Origin of the sequence: Burkholderia sp. BCC1996 (assembly GCF_905339955.1) — a bacterium.
Lineage (GTDB): Bacteria > Pseudomonadota > Gammaproteobacteria > Burkholderiales > Burkholderiaceae > Burkholderia.
On the sequence record NZ_CAJPHM010000027.1, the window covers coordinates 23,880 to 38,299 of the forward strand.

Sequence of the window (14,420 nt, forward strand, 5' to 3'; positions counted from 1 at the left end):
GACGGAGAATCACAACCATGTCGGATAAACATCTGTCGAGCCAGTTCGACGCGGACCTGAATGCCGTGTCGTCGAAAGTGCTGGAAATGGGCGGGCTCGTCGAGTCGCAGATCGTCGGCGCGATGCACGCGCTGAACGAATTCGACCGCGATGCGGCCGAGAAGGTGATCGCGGCCGAGGAAACGCTGAACGCGATGGAAGTCGACATCGACCAGGAGTGCGGCAACATCATCGCGCGGAGGCAGCCGGCCGCGCGCGACCTGCGTCTTCTGATGTCGATTTCGAAAACGATTACGAACCTCGAGCGCGCCGGCGACGAGGCCGAGAAGATCGCGAAGCGCGTGCGCCGCCTGATCGAAGAACCGGCCGCGCGTGCGGTGAACATCGCCGAGATCAAGGTGTCGGGCGAGATGGCCGTGACGATCCTGCGCCGCGCGCTCGACGCGTTCGCGCGCCTCGACACGGTGGCGGCCGCGCAGATCGTCAAGGACGACAAGGAAATCGACCTCGAATTCCGCGCGTTCGTGCGCAAGCTCGTGTCGTACATGCAGGAAGATCCGCGCACGATCTCGGTCGGCCTCGAGTATCTGTTCATCGCGAAGGCGATCGAACGGATCGGCGACCACGCGAAGAACATCGCCGAATTCATCATCTACATCGTGAAGGGCACCGACGTGCGGCACCAGCCGCGCGACACGCTCGATCGCGAAGCCAACAGTTAATCGACTCCGTATAGGAAGAACAGAGGTGCCGATGCCCAGCAACATTCTCGTCGTCGAAGATGAGCCAGCGATTTCCGAACTGATCTCGGTGAATCTCCAGCATGCCGGTCACTGCCCGATCCGCGCGTACAACGCGGAGCAGGCGCAGAACCTGATCAGCGACGTGCTGCCCGATCTCGTGCTGCTCGACTGGATGCTGCCGGGCAAGTCCGGCATCGCGTTCGCGCGCGACCTGCGCAACAACGAACGGACCAAGCACATCCCGATCATCATGCTGACCGCGCGCGGCGACGAGCAGGACAAGGTGCTCGGCCTCGAGATCGGCGCGGACGACTACGTGACGAAGCCGTTCTCGCCGAAGGAACTGATGGCGCGCATCAAGGCCGTGCTGCGCCGCCGCGCGCCGCAGCTGACCGAGGACGTCGTGTCGATCAACGGGCTGCGCCTCGATCCGGCCACGCATCGGGTCGCCGCGCACGGCGACGGCAGCGAGATCAAGCTCGATCTCGGCCCGACCGAATTCCGCCTGCTGCATTTCTTCATGACGCATCCGGAGCGCGTGCACAGCCGCACGCAACTGCTCGACCAGGTCTGGGGCGATCATGTGTTCGTCGAGGAACGCACCGTCGACGTCCATATCAAACGATTGCGCGCGGCCTTGAAACCGGCCGGCTGCGATGCGATGATCGAGACCGTGCGCGGCAGCGGCTACCGGCTCGCCAAGCACGCGTAACGTATCCGGGCATGCCGTGTGCCGCGGCATGCCGTTCATTCTTTCGGACGCTGAATCATGAACATCATCTGGGCGCGCTTTCTGGTGTCGCTCGTGCTGCTCGTGCTGATCAGCGTATTGGTCGGCGTATTCGCCGGCCCGACCGCGGCCCTCGGGTTCGCGGCCGTGATGCTGGTCGCGCAGGGCTTCTTCAGCACCTTCCATACGCAACGCCTGTGGCGTCTGCTCGATGCGCCCGTCTATGGCGAGGTGCCGAGCGCACCGGGCATCTGGGGCGAAATCTACTACCGGCTGCACAAGCTCGCGAAGCAGTGGCATGCGCAGGTGCGCCAGGTCGAGCAGCAGCATTCGCGCTTCATCCAGGCGATCCAGGCGTCGCCGAACGGCGTCGCGATGCTCGACGACCATGACCAGATCGAGTGGTGCAACGCGATCGCCGAGGTGCACTTCGGCCTCGATGCGAAGCGCGACCTGCGCCAGCACATCACGAACCTGGTGCGTCATCCGGAGTTCGTCCGTTACCTGAACGCGCAGCATTACGACGAGACGCTCGTGATGCGCGGGATGGGCGACTCGCGGCAGAACGTGCTGGAAGTGCAGGTGTTCCCGTACGGCGAGAACCGCAAGCTGCTGCTCACGCAGGACATCACGGAGCTCGAGCGGACCGACGCGATGCGGCGCGACTTCGTCGCGAACGTGTCGCACGAACTGAAGACGCCGCTCACCGTGCTGTCGGGCTTCCTCGAGACGATGCGCGAACTGCCGCTGAACGAGGAAGATCGCGCGCGCTATCTCGAGATGATGGAGCAGCAGGCGTCGCGGATGCGGCACATCGTCACCGACCTGCTGGTGCTCGCGAAGCTCGAGGGCGAAAGCAAGCCGCCGATGGATCACGCGATCGACATGCGTGCCGTGTTCGACCATCTGAAGGAAGATGCGCAGACGCTGTCGAACGGGCATCACGAGATCGCGTTCGCGATCGACGAGACGCTCGGCGTCACGGGCGCGCAGACCGAAGTGTTCAGTGCGTTCGCGAACCTCGTGACCAACGCGATCCGCTATACGCCGGACGGCGGCAAGATTTTCGTGTCGTGGCGGCGCGAGGGCGCGCAGGGCGTGTTCTCCGTCACCGACAGCGGCTTCGGCATTCCGGCCGCCGACCTGCCGCGGCTGACCGAACGCTTCTACCGCGTCGACCGCAGCCGCTCGCGCGATACGGGCGGCACGGGGCTCGGTCTCGCGATCGTCAAGCACGTGCTGCAGCGGCACGACTCGCACTTGTACGTGCAGAGCGAGGAAGGGCGCGGCAGCACGTTCACCGCGCGCTTCCCGGGCTCGCGAATCATCGCGATCCGGCCGGCCGCGTTCGAGGCGTGAGCGCGTCACGCGAAGCGGCGCCTCACGTCGGCACCCCGGCGGAATGAAAAAAGCACAGCCCTCGGGCTGTGCTTTTTCGTTGGGTGCGCGGCACGCGAAACCGTGCGCCGTGTGCCTACGAACAGAACTTCGCGAGCAGCCCGAGCTGTGCGTTGCGGATCGTCTTGCCCGCGCGCCGCCGGCGGTAGTGGCCGTCGCTGAGCATCTGCCAGGCCGACTGGTTGTCGCCGAGACAGACCGACAGCCCTTCGGCGATCACGCGGCGCTTCAGCTTGCGCTCGCGGATCGGGAACGCGACTTCGACGCGGCGGAACAGGTTGCGGTCCATCCAGTCGGCGCTCGACAGATACACGTCCTCGGCGCCGCCCGCGTGGAAATAGTAGATGCGGTGGTGTTCGAGGAAGCGCCCGACGATCGAGCGCACGGTGATGTTGTCCGACAGCCCCGGCACGCCCGGCTTCAGCGCGCACACGCCGCGCACGATCAGGTCGACCTTCACGCCGGCCTGCGACGCTTCGTACAGCGCGGCGATCACCGACGGCTCCAGCAGCGCGTTCATCTTCGCGACCACGCGCGCGCGCTTGCCGGCGCGTGCATTGTCGATCTCCGCGCGGATCGATTCGATGATGCGCGGATGCAGCGTGAACGGCGACTGCCACAGCTCGTGCAGCGTGAGTTCGCCGCCGATCCCGGTCAGCTGCTGGAACACGTGGTGGACGTCCTCGCAGATCTTCTGGTCGGCCGTCATCAGCCCGAAGTCGGTGTAGAGGCGGGCGGTGCGCGGGTGATAGTTGCCGGTGCCGAGGTGCACGTAGCGGCGCAGCGACGCCTTGCCGTTCTGCACGACGCGCCGCACGATCAGCATCATCTTCGCGTGGCACTTGTGGCCGACCACGCCGTACACGACGTGCGCGCCGACGGCTTCGAGCTGCGACGCCCAGTTGATGTTGGTTTCCTCGTCGAAGCGCGCGAGCAGCTCGACGACGACGGTCACTTCCTTGCCGTTGCGCGCGGCTTCCATCAGCGCGTCCATCAGCGGCGAATCCGTGCCGGTGCGGTAGATGGTCTGCTTGATCGCGACGACGCTCGGGTCCTTCGCGGCCTGCTGCAGTAGTTCGAGCACCGGCTGGAAGCTCTCGTACGGGTGATGCAGCAGGATGTCGCCGTCGTCGATCGCGTCGAACATCGTCGGCGCGTTCGCGATCGCGGGCGGGATCGATGCGGTGAACGGCGCGAACTTCAGGTCGGGTCGATCGACGAGATCGGGGATCTGCATCAGCCGCACGAGGTTCACGGAGCCGGACACGCGGTAGCAGTCCTTCTCGCCGAGCAGGCTTTCCTCGAGCAGGCGTCGCACGATATGCGCGGGCGTATCGGCCGACACTTCGAGCCGTACCGCATTGCCGAGGTGGCGCGCGGGCAGTTCGCCCTGCAGCGCGACGCGCAGGTTGGTGATTTCGTCCTCGTCGACGAACAGTTCGCTGTTGCGCGTGATGCGGAACTGGTTGCAGCTCTTCACGACCAGTTGCGGGAACAGTTCGCCGACGAAGCGCTGCATGAACGAGCTGAGCAGCACGAAGCCGTGCTCGAAGCCCGACAGCGCCTGCGGCATGCGCACGACGCGCGGCAGCGCGCGCGGCGCCTGCACGATGCCCATCACCGCCTGGCGGCCGAACGCGTCGCGGCCTTCGAGCTCGACGACGAAGTTCAGGCTCTTGTTCAGCACGCGCGGGAACGGATGCGCGGGATCGAGGCCGATCGGCGTCAGCACCGGCAGCAGTTCGTCGAGGAAGTAGCGGCGCGCCCATTCGAGCTGCTCGTCGTTCCACGAGTCGCTCGCGTGGAAGTAGATGCCTTCCTGTTCGAGCGCGGGGAGCACGGTTTCGTGCAGCATCGTGTACTGGCGGTGCACGAGCCGTTGCGCGCGCTCGACGACGAGATCGTAGGCGTGCTGCAGCGACATGCCGTCGGGCGTCAGGGCGCCGGGGTTGTCGCGGATCTGTTCCTGGAGGCCGGCCATCCGGACCTCGAAGAACTCGTCGAGGTTGCTGCTGGTGATGCAGATGAAGCGCAGTCGCTCGAGCAACGGAATGTGCGGGTCGGCCGCCTGGGCCAGCACGCGCTCGTTGAAGCCGAGGATGCCGAGTTCACGATTGAGAAGCGGATAGCGGACGGACATCGGCAGAGTAGGGGGTGATTCGGGCGATGATTCGAAAGGACGCTCGGAAACTCTCACGGTACGATGACGTGCTGATGACAATAATGTATTTATATCGGGAAATTCTACGCTTGAACCGATTCGTCTCATAAATGTTTCGGCCATATACTTTCTACCCGAGTACATGCCCGTGAAGCGTGGCAATGGCAAGCGTTCCACGCTTAAAATATCGCCTTTGATTGATCGTCCAGCGAGGCCGGAGCGGCTGCCGCGGGCGAGCGCGCACGGAGCCCCCTTCTGATGGTTACATCCCCCCACTTGCTGGCTGCCGTGGATCTCGGCTCGAACAGCTTCCGGCTGATCGTCGGGCGCGTCGAGGAAACGCCGGCGGGCAGCCAGATCTATCCCGTCGATGCGCTGCGCGAGCCGGTTCGACTGGCCGCGGGGCTGTCGAGCGACAAGATGCTCGATCGCGCGTCGCAGGAACGTGGCTGGGAGGCGCTCAAGCGGTTCGGCGAGCGCCTGCGCGATTTCCATCCCGATCATGTGCGCGCGGTGGCGACCAACACGCTGCGCGTCGCGAAGAACGCGGGCGAATTCCTCGGCGAAGCCGAAGCGGCGCTCGGTTTTCCGATCGAAGTGATCGCGGGCCGCGAAGAGGCGCGCCTGATCTATGCGGGTGCCGCGCATTCGGTGCCGGCGAGCGCGGGCAAGCGGCTCGTCGTCGACATCGGCGGCGGCTCGACCGAATTCATCATCGGCTCGCACTACACGCCGCTCGTGATGGAGAGTCTCTACATCGGCTGCGTGAGCCATAGCCGGGCGTTCTTCCCGGCCGGCAACGTCGACGAATACACGATGCGGCAGGCCGAACTCGCGGCCAAGCGCGAGATCCAGATCATTTCCAGCGAGTACAAGAAGGCCGGATGGGACCAGGCGATCGGTTCGTCGGGCACCGCGCGTGCGCTCGCGGAGCTCGTCGAGGCGAACGGCTTCAACGACGCCGGCATTACGCACGGCATTTCGCGCGGCGGGCTCGAACGCCTGAAGCGCGCGCTGATCAAGGCCGAGAACGTGAACCGGCTGAAGCTGATCGCGCTGAAGCCCGATCGCGTGCCGGTGCTTGCCGGCGGCCTCGCGATCATGCTCGCGGTATTCGAGGAACTGGGTGTCGACTACGTCGACACCACCGACGGCGCGCTGCGTCTCGGCGTGCTGTACGACCTGCTCGGCCGGGCCCAGCACGAGGACATGCGTGCGGTGACCGTCGAGGGTTTCACGCGCCGCTACGGCGTCGATCGCGCGCAGGCCGAGCGGATCGCCGCACTGGCGGTGCGGTTCTACGACGAGCTCGAGGCGTCCGACGACGAAGAAGCGCGCGAGGAAGGCCGGATGTTCCTCGGCTGGGCCGCCGCGCTGCACGAGATCGGCCTGTCGATCTCGCACAGCTCGTATCACAAGCATTCCGCGTATATCGCCAGCAACGCCGACATGCCGGGCTTCTCGCGCACCGACCAGGCGCGTCTTGCCGCGCTCGTGCTCGGGCATGCGGGCAAGCTCGGCAAGCTGTCGCAGGCGCGCGACGTCGAATGGCCGCTGCTGTTTTGCCTGCGGCTCGCTGCGCTGCTGTGCCGGCGCCGGACCGATGCCGGGCTGCCGGACATTTCCGTGTCGCAGATGAAGAAGGGCGGGTATGAAGTGCGCCTGCCGAGCGCATGGGTCGAGCAGAACCCGTTGACCGACTACAGCCTCAGCCAGGAAGCGGCCGAGTGGGAGAAGGTCGGGATTCCGTATCGCGTGGTTTATACGGGCGCGTAACGAGACGCTACCGAGGGCGCGGCGCGCTCGCGCGGCTTACCTCGCGGTGTGCTCAGTCGGAGCACACGATCGCGGTCAGGAACGGGAACGCCTGCTTGACGGTTGCGTCGCTGCCGGCATTGCGAACGGCCTGCTCGACCGCACTCTTCGTGCCGCGTACCACGACGCCGTACGCCCATTTGCCGATCGGCGTGCCGTCGCCCGGCTGGAAGATCGGATCGTTCGCCTGGTAGCCGAGCACGACGTAGACGCCGAAGCCATAGGCGGTCAGCGGATGGTTCGTGCGAAACGCGTTCACCGAATTTGCTTCGACGTGCATCGGCTCCGACTCGATGTCGCCGGCCGCGAGCAGCGGCGCGACGAACTTGTGGCCGTTCGAATGGCAGTCGAGCGCGTCCTCGAGCGACTTGGCCGACGCGGCGCCGGACGCGCCGAGGGTGCCGAATGCGCCGATTGCGAGCAGCGCGCCGAGCAGGGCGGTCTTGAAAACTTGGTTTTTCATGCGCGGTTGCGGGTTGGGTCGCGGACATTATCGCGTGTTCCCGCAAGATTCGTGCGCGGGCTCTGCATGGGGCGGCAGCGGTTGAGAAGGCGCACGGCGGAGCAAACGAAAAAGGGCTGCAAGCGCGATGGCTTGCAACCCTTATCGTGTATCGTGGTCGGAGCGAAAGGATTCGAACCTTCGACCCTCTGATCCCAAATCAGATGCGCTACCAGGCTGCGCTACGCTCCGACGAGCCAAAGATTCTATCGTCTAATGGGTGGCCGGGTCAATCACGTTTTGCATACGGCGCACATCATCACGAACCGCTCGCGATTGGCGACAATTCGAAGTGTGATCGTCCGGCCCGCGGGTGGTCGGCCGAACCATTCGTCGAAGCATGGAGGGAGACATCATGATGAACCTGATCCTGTGGCGCCACGCCGAAGCCGAAGACTACGCGGCAAACGACCTCGCACGCCAGTTGACGGCCCGCGGGCGCAAGGAAGCGCAGGCCATGGCCAAATGGCTGCGCAGCCGCCTCGAGTCGAACAGCGTGATCCTCGCGAGCCCGGCGGCGCGCACCGTGCAGACGGTCGAGGCGCTGACCGACCAGTACCGGACCGTCGATGCGCTCGCGCCGGGCGGTAGCGTCGACGACGTGCTGGCCGCCGCCGGCTGGCCGGACGGCATCGCGCCGACGGTCGTGATCGTCGGACACCAGCCGACGCTCGGCAGCGTCGCGGCGCAATTGATGGCCGGCAACGACGACAGCTGGAGCATCAAGAAGGGCGGCATCGTGTGGCTCGCGAGCCGCACGCGCGACGGCAACCATCAGGCCGTGCTGCGCGCGGTATTGACGCCGGAGCTGGCCTGAAGGGGTTTGCGGGCTTTGATCATACGGTTTCGCAAGCTTTCTGCTAAAGTCAATTCGGCGACACGTCATTGAAAGGACACGGTCGTGCCACAGAACGGTAACGACCGGTTACTACATTGGCTGGCATGTCGTCCTATTCCTTACGATCAGGAAAGCCTAATGCGAGAACTGCCGACGCCTACGCTCCCTTTTGCCTCGCTTCCCCTCGACACGACGCGGCGTCACCTGCCGCGCGCTGCTGAAACCGTCACATCCGAGTACCGTCTGCGTGCCGCCTGGGCGCGCACGGAAGACGAACTGCGCGAGGCCCAACGCCTGCGCTACACCGTGTTCGCCGAAGAGATGGGCGCGCAGGTCAGCGGTCCGTCCGGTCTCGACGTCGATCCGTTCGATGCCTACTGCGACCACCTGCTGGTGCGCGATCTCGACACGCTGAAGGTGGTCGGTACGTACCGCGTGCTGCCGCCGCACGAGGCCGCGCGGGTCGGCCGCCTGTATGCCGAGGGCGAATTCGACCTGTCGCGCCTCACGCACCTGCGCGGCAAGATGGTCGAGGTCGGCCGCTCGTGCGTGCACAGCGACTACCGCAGCGGCGCCGTCATCATGGCGCTGTGGGGCGGTCTCGGTGCATACATGATGCAAAACGGCTACGAGACGATGCTCGGCTGCGCGAGCGTATCGATGGCCGACGGCGGCCATTACGCGGCGAACCTGTATCAGTCGCTACCGGCGAACGCGCTGACGGCGCCGGAATACCGCGCGTTCCCGCACACGGCGCTGCCGGTCGACGAACTGCAGACGGGCACCGTCGTCGCGCCGCCGCCGCTGATCAAGGGCTATCTGCGTCTCGGCGCGAAGATTTGCGGCGCGCCGGCGTGGGATCCCGATTTCAACTGCGCGGACTTCCTGACGCTGTTCCGGCTGTCGGACATCAACGCCCGCTACGCCCGGCACTTCCTGGGCTGAGCCATCCCGATCGCGGCGCGCTGCTCCGGGCGCGCGCAAGCGAACGCCGTCGCGCGGCAAGTTGTCGCGCGACGGCGTTCGACCATTCCGGGGATGTTGTCTTATCGGACCCTGTTAATTCGAGCGATATGCGCCGACCACCGTGCGGGTGGGCGCACGTTCGGAGCGGGCCCCGCGCGCGGCGGCCCGGACGACACGGCGGGCTTGCCTAGTGCTTGCGCCGCCAGTCGAGCAGATGGTGTTCGGCCATCCAGTGATGGATCATCCCTTCGCCGCCATGGTTGCGCTTGTATTCGCGCGACTCGAAATAGGACAGGGCGACGAGCACCATCAAGCCGATGAACAGGCCGATCAGGCCGGCAATCTCTTCAGACGACATGGCTGCCTCCTTTCAACGGCACAGCGCCATGGATTCATATTAGGACACGCGCGGGACGATCCCTAACCCGGAATTCCGCTAGACTCGGCGCGGTCCTGGCGCGCGATGGGCGCGCCGTCTTACGGAGCCTTCCCGATGACCCGTTTCATGCTGGCCGTGCTGGCCGCGTCCATTCTTGCCGGCTGTGCCAGCGATCCCCGCCAGGCCCGTCGCGGCCACCCGCCGCAAGATCCGGCCGATTACCATGGTGTGCCGACCGACATGACGCCGCCGTCGATGCTCGGCGAGCCGGCGTCGTCGGCACCCGCAGCCGTGCAGTGACGATGGCGGCAGGCCTTCGCGGCCGTCAGGTGCCGGCCGCGGCCGCGTCGGCGCCGATCCGCCGCGTCAGCGCCGGCAGGTAGCGCGCGAGCGTCGCGCCGCGCGCGACCATGAACAGCAGCAGCGCGAACCACAGCCCGTGATTGCCGAACGGGCCGACGGCCGCCAGCGTCGCGGCGATGAAGATCGCGAACGACGCGACCATCGCACGCATCAGCGATTGCGTCTGCGTTGCGCCGATGAACACGCCGTCGAGCAGGAATCCCCACACGGACACGATCGGCGAGACCGCTGCCCAGGGCAGGTAGCGCAGCGCGACCGCGCGGATCTCGGCCTGGTCGGTCAGCCGCGCGACGATCCAGCCGCCCGCGACCCAGTAGACGAGCGCGAACAGCAGCGCGCCGAGCGCGGACCACAGCAGCGTGACGCGCACGGCCTGCCGGAAGGCGGCGCGGTCGCGCGCGCCGGCGGCGGCGCCGACGAGCGCCTCGGCCGCATGCGCGAAACCGTCGAGTCCGTAGGCCATGAAGGTCTGGAAATTCAGCAGCAGTGCGTTGGCCGCGAGCGTCGCGTCGCCCTGTCTGGCGCCGAGATGCGCGAACCAGCCGAACGCGCCGAGCAGGCACAGCGTGCGCAGGAAGATGTCGCGATTGAGCGCGATCAGCCGCTTGAGCGCCGCACGGTCCGCGAGCGCCCGCGCGGCAAGCGACGCGAGGCCGCGCGGCCGCAGCCGCCACAGCATCCAGGCGCCGAGCGCGAAGCCGCATGCGTCGGCGGTCGCGGTCGCCGCACCGATTCCGGCGATGCCCCAGCCGAAGCCGTACACGTAGAGCAGCACGGCCCCGATATTCACCGCATTGATGAAGACCTGCGCGACGAGCGCGAGCCGCACGCGTTGCACGCCGAGCAGGTAGCCGAGCACGACGTAGTTGGCGAGCGCGAACGGCGCGCTCCAGATCCGTGCGTGGCCATAGGCCAGCGCCGTCGTGCGCACGGCCTCGCTGCCGCCCAGTGCGGTCAGCGCGAACGACAGCAGCGGCACCTGCAGCGCGAGCACGGCGGTGCCGAGCGCGAACGCGACGATCAGCGCGCGCAGCACGTTCAGCCGGATGCCGGCGGCGTCGCCGGCGCCGTGCGCCTGCGCGACGAGGCCGGTCGTGCCCATGCGCAGGAAGCCGAAGCCCCAGAACACGAAATTGAAGAACAGCCCGCCGAGCGCGACGCCGCCGAGATACTGGGCGCCGTCGAGGTGGCCGGCGACGGCCGTGTCGACCGCGCCGAGGATCGGCTGGGTCAGGTTTGCGAGGACGATCGGGAAGGCGAGCGCAAGGACGCGCCGGTGCGAGACGGCGGCCGACCCGGTGCCGGCCCCGTGCGGTAATGCGGATTCGGACATGGCGAACGCGTCAGGCGCGTTCCTGCACGCAGACCCACGGCGACACGACGACCGCCCACAGCTCCGGATTGCGCGCCGCGAAGTCGGCGGCGGTTTCCGCCGGCATGCGTGCGACGAGGCCGGACGACAGCCAGCGCGTGACCTGTTGCGCGTCGTCGCCGGCGATCGCTTCCGCGACGCTCACGAGATCGAGATCGCGTGCGACCGACAGCAGCTTGCCCTGTGCGAAGAAGCGCTCGAGATCGCACCAGTCGATCTTGGCGGTTTCGCCGAGGAGTTTGGCGTAAAGCGGGCTGTGCGACGCGCCCGCGGCGGATTCGTGTTGGTGGGAGGACATCGGTTGTGTGCTGGAAAGACTGCGTGGCGCCACTATAAACCATCCGGGCGCCCGGCCGGCCGCCCGGTACGGCCACGACCGTTTCAGGCGTCGCGCAACGCGCGCCGCACGATCTTGCCGGTCGCCGTCATCGGCAGGCCGTCGACGAACGCGATCGCGCGCGGGTACTCGTGCGCGGCCAGGCGCGTGCGCACGTGCGCCTGCAGCGCCTGCACGAGCGCGTCGTCGCCGACGTGGCCGGGGTTCAGCACGACGAACGCCTTGACGATCTCGGTACGCGTCGGGTCGGGCACGCCGACGACGGCCGCCATCCGTACCGCCGGATGCGTGAGCAGGCAGTCCTCGATCGGCCCCGGGCCGATCCGGTAGCCGGCGCTCGTGATCACGTCGTCGTCGCGGCCGACGAAGCGCACGAAGCCGTCGGCGTCGATCGTGCCGGTGTCGCCGGTGAGCAGGTAGTCGCCCGCGAACTTGTCGCGCGTGGCGGCGGGATTGCGCCAGTATTCGATAAACATCACCGGGTCGGGGCGGCGCACCGCGATGCGCCCCTCGACGCCGGGCGGCAGCGGCGTGCCGTGCTCGTCGACGATCGCGACCACGTGGCCGGGCACGGCCTTGCCGATCGCACCGGGCTGCGCATCGAACAGCGCCGCGCACGACGACAGCACCATGTTGCATTCGGTCTGTCCGTAGAACTCGTTGATCGTCACGCCGAGCGCGTCGCGCCCCCAGGCCGTCAGCCCGGTGCCGAGGGATTCTCCACCGCTCGCGACCGATTTCAGCGCCAGCGCGTGGCGCTCGCGCGGCGCCGGCACCGCACGCATCAGCTTCAGCGCGGTGGGCGGCAGGAACGCGTGGGTCACGCCGTGCCGCGCCATCAGCGCGAACGCGGCTTCGCCGTCGAACTTCTCGAAGCGGCGCGCGAGCACGGGCACGCCGTGATGCCATGACGGCAGCAGCACGTCGAGCAGCCCGCCGATCCAGGCCCAGTCGGCGGGCGTCCAGAACAGGCGTGCGTCGCGCGGGAAGCATTGCTGCGACATCTCGACGCCCGGCAGATGGCCCAACAGCACGCGGTGCGCATGGAGCGCGCCTTTCGGCTTGCCGGTCGTCCCGGACGTGTAGATGATCACCGCCGGATCGTCGGCCGCGGTGTCCGCCGGCACGAAGTCCGGCGATTCGGCGGCGAGCGCGGCGTCGAAGCGCAGCACGCCGGGGGCGTCGGGTGCATCGTCGCCGATGCAGTAGCACGTCCGCAGCATCGGCAGTTGCGCGCGCAGCGACGCGATCTTCGCGTAACCGGCTGCGTCGGTGACGAGCGCGGCGGCTTCGCTGTTCGCGAGCCGGTATTCGAGTGCGTCGGCGCCGAACAGCGTGAACAGCGGCACCGCGATCGCGCCGAGCTTGTACGCGGCGAGATGCGCGATCGCTGTTTCCGGGCCCTGTGCGAGGAAGATCGCGATCCGGTCGCCGCGTTGCAAACCTGCCCGCGCGAGGCTGTTCGCGAAACGGTTAGAAGCATTCTTCAGGTCGTCGAACGTGAGGCGCGACACGTCGCCTTGCGCCGTTTCGTGGATCAGCGCGAGCCGTCCGCTGCCGTCGGCCCACTTGTCGCAGACGTCCACGCCGATGTTGTAACGGGCCGGAACGTCCCACCGGAAGCGGGCGAGCAGGTCGTCGTAGCGGTCGGCGGCGGGCAGCATGCGAGTCTCCTTGGCGTCGATCGTCGGCATCGGTCGATGGATTACATCGGCATTTCACGCGACCGAAACCACAATGGCGTCTGATAGATAGGGAATGTGCGGACTCGTGCAACCGGTGCGGCTCAGTGCACGATTCCGTCATGACGCATAAGATCACGACAAAACAGTGATATGACCATGGATTTGCTTCTGATAGCTGCGGGGTTCAGCCTCTTCGGAATCGGGGCGCTGGTGGCGTTCGCCAGCCGCGTCGATCCGCTGTCCGGCCGGTTCACCGGCCGTCTGCGCAAGCGCTGACCCAACCTTCCCGTTCTCCCTCGCGACGACATGCGATGCGTGCCGGCATCGCGTGTCGTCCGTCGCCTGCCGTCGACGCTGGCGCGCTCAGCGCGCCGGCAGGTAGCGTGCCGGATCGATCGAGCGGCCACCGTAGCGCAGCTCGAAGTGCAGCGCGGTGCGATCGCTGTCGCTGTTGCCCATCTCCGCGATCGTCTGCCCCTGCGTGACCGGCTGGCCTTCCTTCACGAGCAGCGCACGGTTGTGCGCGTAGGCCGTCAGGTAATCGGCGTTGTGCTTGAGGATGATCAGGTTGCCGTAGCCGCGCAATCCGTTGCCCGCATAGACGACGGTGCCCGGCGCGGCGGCCAGCACCGGCGTGCCCGCAGCGTTCGCGATATCGATGCCCTTGGATTTCGAGCCGTCGAAGCTGCGCACCACGTTGCCGGCGGCCGGCCAGATCAGCGCGATGCTGCTGGCCGGCTTGACCGCCGATTCGACCGGCGCGGAAGGCGCGGGGCGGCTGCGGCCCGCGCTGCCGGTGCCGGTGGTCGACGCGGTCGTCGTGCCGGGCGGCGGCGCGACCCGCAGCACCTGGCCGACCTCGATCGCGTCGGGGTTCGTGATCTGGTTCCAGCGCACGATGTTGGCCGTCGACGTGCGATTCTCGCGCGCGATCTTGTAGAGCGTGTCGCCGCGCTCGACGCGGTAGTAACCCGGGCCGACGGGAGCGGAGCCGCACGCGACGAGCAGCGCGGCGCAGGCGGCCGCGAAGAGCCGCTTCGTTGTTGTTCCGATCATTGAACCTCGCAAAACCCTGCCGCGCGCGACGCGGCAGGCGATACAAAACGTCCGATTTTAACGGGTTCGACCCGC

14 protein-coding genes and 1 tRNA gene are annotated in these 14,420 nt (G+C 67.0%); 7 read left to right on the plus strand and 8 right to left on the minus strand.

Translation table 11 applies throughout. The annotated features are described in order from the left end of the window. Positions 1–17: 17 nt before the first annotated feature. Genes phoU through phoR form a run of 3 tightly spaced genes read left to right on the plus strand, consistent with a single transcriptional unit; the run spans position 18 to position 2,832 of the window. On the plus strand, positions 18–722 hold the full coding sequence (gene phoU, locus U4Z64_RS30250; RefSeq protein WP_044844888.1) for a phosphate signaling complex protein PhoU: 705 nt from the start codon (positions 18–20) through the stop codon (positions 720–722). A 31-nt stretch (positions 723–753) separates the two neighbouring features. Beyond that, on the plus strand, positions 754–1,455 hold the full coding sequence (gene phoB, locus U4Z64_RS30255; protein WP_006750313.1) for a phosphate regulon transcriptional regulator PhoB: 702 nt from the start codon (positions 754–756) through the stop codon (positions 1,453–1,455). Positions 1,456–1,512: 57 nt separating this feature from the next. After that, complete coding sequence (gene phoR / locus U4Z64_RS30260; protein ID WP_257775172.1) at positions 1,513–2,832, plus strand: phosphate regulon sensor histidine kinase PhoR; 1,320 nt, start codon at positions 1,513–1,515, stop codon at positions 2,830–2,832. Between the two features lie 115 nt (positions 2,833–2,947). Here the strand turns inward: phoR and ppk1 are convergent, their stop codons facing one another. After that, the gene (gene ppk1 / locus U4Z64_RS30265) at positions 2,948–5,011 is read right to left on the minus strand and encodes a polyphosphate kinase 1 (RefSeq protein ID WP_044844886.1); all 2,064 of its coding nucleotides are present in this window, start codon (positions 5,009–5,011) and stop codon (positions 2,948–2,950) included. Between the two features lie 279 nt (positions 5,012–5,290). Here ppk1 and ppx point away from each other — a divergent pair, with 279 nt between their 5' ends. After that, on the plus strand, positions 5,291–6,808 hold the full coding sequence (ppx, locus tag U4Z64_RS30270; RefSeq protein ID WP_044844885.1) for an exopolyphosphatase: 1,518 nt from the start codon (positions 5,291–5,293) through the stop codon (positions 6,806–6,808). A 52-nt stretch (positions 6,809–6,860) separates the two neighbouring features. Here the strand turns inward: ppx and U4Z64_RS30275 are convergent, their stop codons facing one another. Both U4Z64_RS30275 and U4Z64_RS30280 read right to left on the minus strand, forming a co-directional pair. Next, positions 6,861–7,310 carry a hypothetical protein gene (locus U4Z64_RS30275; RefSeq protein ID WP_321821883.1) on the minus strand — a complete coding sequence of 150 codons (450 nt, stop codon included), beginning with the start codon at positions 7,308–7,310 and terminating at the stop codon, positions 6,861–6,863. 154 nt (positions 7,311–7,464) lie between these two features. Beyond that, positions 7,465–7,541: transfer RNA gene (locus U4Z64_RS30280), tRNA-Pro, on the minus strand. Positions 7,542–7,704: 163 nt separating this feature from the next. Here U4Z64_RS30280 and sixA point away from each other — a divergent pair. Together sixA and U4Z64_RS30290 are read left to right on the plus strand one after the other, a co-directional pair. After that, positions 7,705–8,166 carry a phosphohistidine phosphatase SixA gene (gene sixA / locus U4Z64_RS30285; RefSeq protein ID WP_044844883.1) on the plus strand — a complete coding sequence of 154 codons (462 nt, stop codon included), beginning with the start codon at positions 7,705–7,707 and terminating at the stop codon, positions 8,164–8,166. A gap of 159 nt (positions 8,167–8,325) precedes the next feature. Then, entirely contained in the window at positions 8,326–9,132 is an 807-nt protein-coding gene (locus tag U4Z64_RS30290) for a GNAT family N-acetyltransferase (RefSeq protein ID WP_044844882.1), read from the plus strand. Positions 9,133–9,340: 208 nt separating this feature from the next. Here U4Z64_RS30290 and U4Z64_RS30295 read toward each other — a convergent pair whose 3' ends face one another. Continuing rightward, positions 9,341–9,511 (minus strand): hypothetical protein, encoded by a 171-nt coding sequence (locus U4Z64_RS30295; protein WP_014897413.1) that lies wholly within the window; start codon positions 9,509–9,511, stop codon positions 9,341–9,343. A 135-nt stretch (positions 9,512–9,646) separates the two neighbouring features. On the opposite strand from U4Z64_RS30295, the gene U4Z64_RS30300 reads away from it, so the two are divergent. Further along, entirely contained in the window at positions 9,647–9,832 is a 186-nt protein-coding gene (locus U4Z64_RS30300; protein ID WP_044844881.1) for a hypothetical protein, read from the plus strand. A gap of 25 nt (positions 9,833–9,857) precedes the next feature. Here U4Z64_RS30300 and U4Z64_RS30305 read toward each other — a convergent pair whose 3' ends face one another. The 4 genes from U4Z64_RS30305 to U4Z64_RS30320 all read right to left on the minus strand — a co-directional run bounded on the left by U4Z64_RS30305 (position 9,858) and on the right by U4Z64_RS30320 (position 14,345). Beyond that, positions 9,858–11,228 (minus strand): MATE family efflux transporter, encoded by a 1,371-nt coding sequence (locus tag U4Z64_RS30305; protein WP_321821884.1) that lies wholly within the window; start codon positions 11,226–11,228, stop codon positions 9,858–9,860. Positions 11,229–11,238: 10 nt separating this feature from the next. After that, positions 11,239–11,565, minus strand: a complete 327-nt coding sequence (locus U4Z64_RS30310; protein ID WP_012363583.1) for a DUF2288 domain-containing protein — start codon at positions 11,563–11,565, stop codon at positions 11,239–11,241. A gap of 83 nt (positions 11,566–11,648) precedes the next feature. Beyond that, entirely contained in the window at positions 11,649–13,268 is a 1,620-nt protein-coding gene (locus U4Z64_RS30315) for an acyl-CoA synthetase (protein WP_321821885.1), read from the minus strand. Positions 13,269–13,652: 384 nt separating this feature from the next. Then, positions 13,653–14,345 (minus strand): peptidoglycan DD-metalloendopeptidase family protein, encoded by a 693-nt coding sequence (locus tag U4Z64_RS30320; RefSeq protein ID WP_257775166.1) that lies wholly within the window; start codon positions 14,343–14,345, stop codon positions 13,653–13,655. Between the last annotated feature and the right edge of the window lie 75 nt (positions 14,346–14,420).

Coding starts and splice junctions, on each gene's coding strand:
- phoU (WP_044844888.1), top strand. CDS start 18: ATGTCGGATAAACATCTGTCGAGCCAGTTCGACGCGGACCTGAATGCC.
- phoB (WP_006750313.1), top strand. CDS start 754: ATGCCCAGCAACATTCTCGTCGTCGAAGATGAGCCAGCGATTTCCGAA.
- phoR (WP_257775172.1), top strand. CDS start 1,513: ATGAACATCATCTGGGCGCGCTTTCTGGTGTCGCTCGTGCTGCTCGTG.
- ppk1 (WP_044844886.1), bottom strand. CDS start 5,011: ATGTCCGTCCGCTATCCGCTTCTCAATCGTGAACTCGGCATCCTCGGC.
- ppx (WP_044844885.1), top strand. CDS start 5,291: ATGGTTACATCCCCCCACTTGCTGGCTGCCGTGGATCTCGGCTCGAAC.
- U4Z64_RS30275 (WP_321821883.1), bottom strand. CDS start 7,310: ATGAAAAACCAAGTTTTCAAGACCGCCCTGCTCGGCGCGCTGCTCGCA.
- sixA (WP_044844883.1), top strand. CDS start 7,705: ATGATGAACCTGATCCTGTGGCGCCACGCCGAAGCCGAAGACTACGCG.
- U4Z64_RS30290 (WP_044844882.1), top strand. CDS start 8,326: ATGCGAGAACTGCCGACGCCTACGCTCCCTTTTGCCTCGCTTCCCCTC.
- U4Z64_RS30295 (WP_014897413.1), bottom strand. CDS start 9,511: ATGTCGTCTGAAGAGATTGCCGGCCTGATCGGCCTGTTCATCGGCTTG.
- U4Z64_RS30300 (WP_044844881.1), top strand. CDS start 9,647: ATGACCCGTTTCATGCTGGCCGTGCTGGCCGCGTCCATTCTTGCCGGC.
- U4Z64_RS30305 (WP_321821884.1), bottom strand. CDS start 11,228: ATGTCCGAATCCGCATTACCGCACGGGGCCGGCACCGGGTCGGCCGCC.
- U4Z64_RS30310 (WP_012363583.1), bottom strand. CDS start 11,565: ATGTCCTCCCACCAACACGAATCCGCCGCGGGCGCGTCGCACAGCCCG.
- U4Z64_RS30315 (WP_321821885.1), bottom strand. CDS start 13,268: ATGCTGCCCGCCGCCGACCGCTACGACGACCTGCTCGCCCGCTTCCGG.
- U4Z64_RS30320 (WP_257775166.1), bottom strand. CDS start 14,345: ATGATCGGAACAACAACGAAGCGGCTCTTCGCGGCCGCCTGCGCCGCG.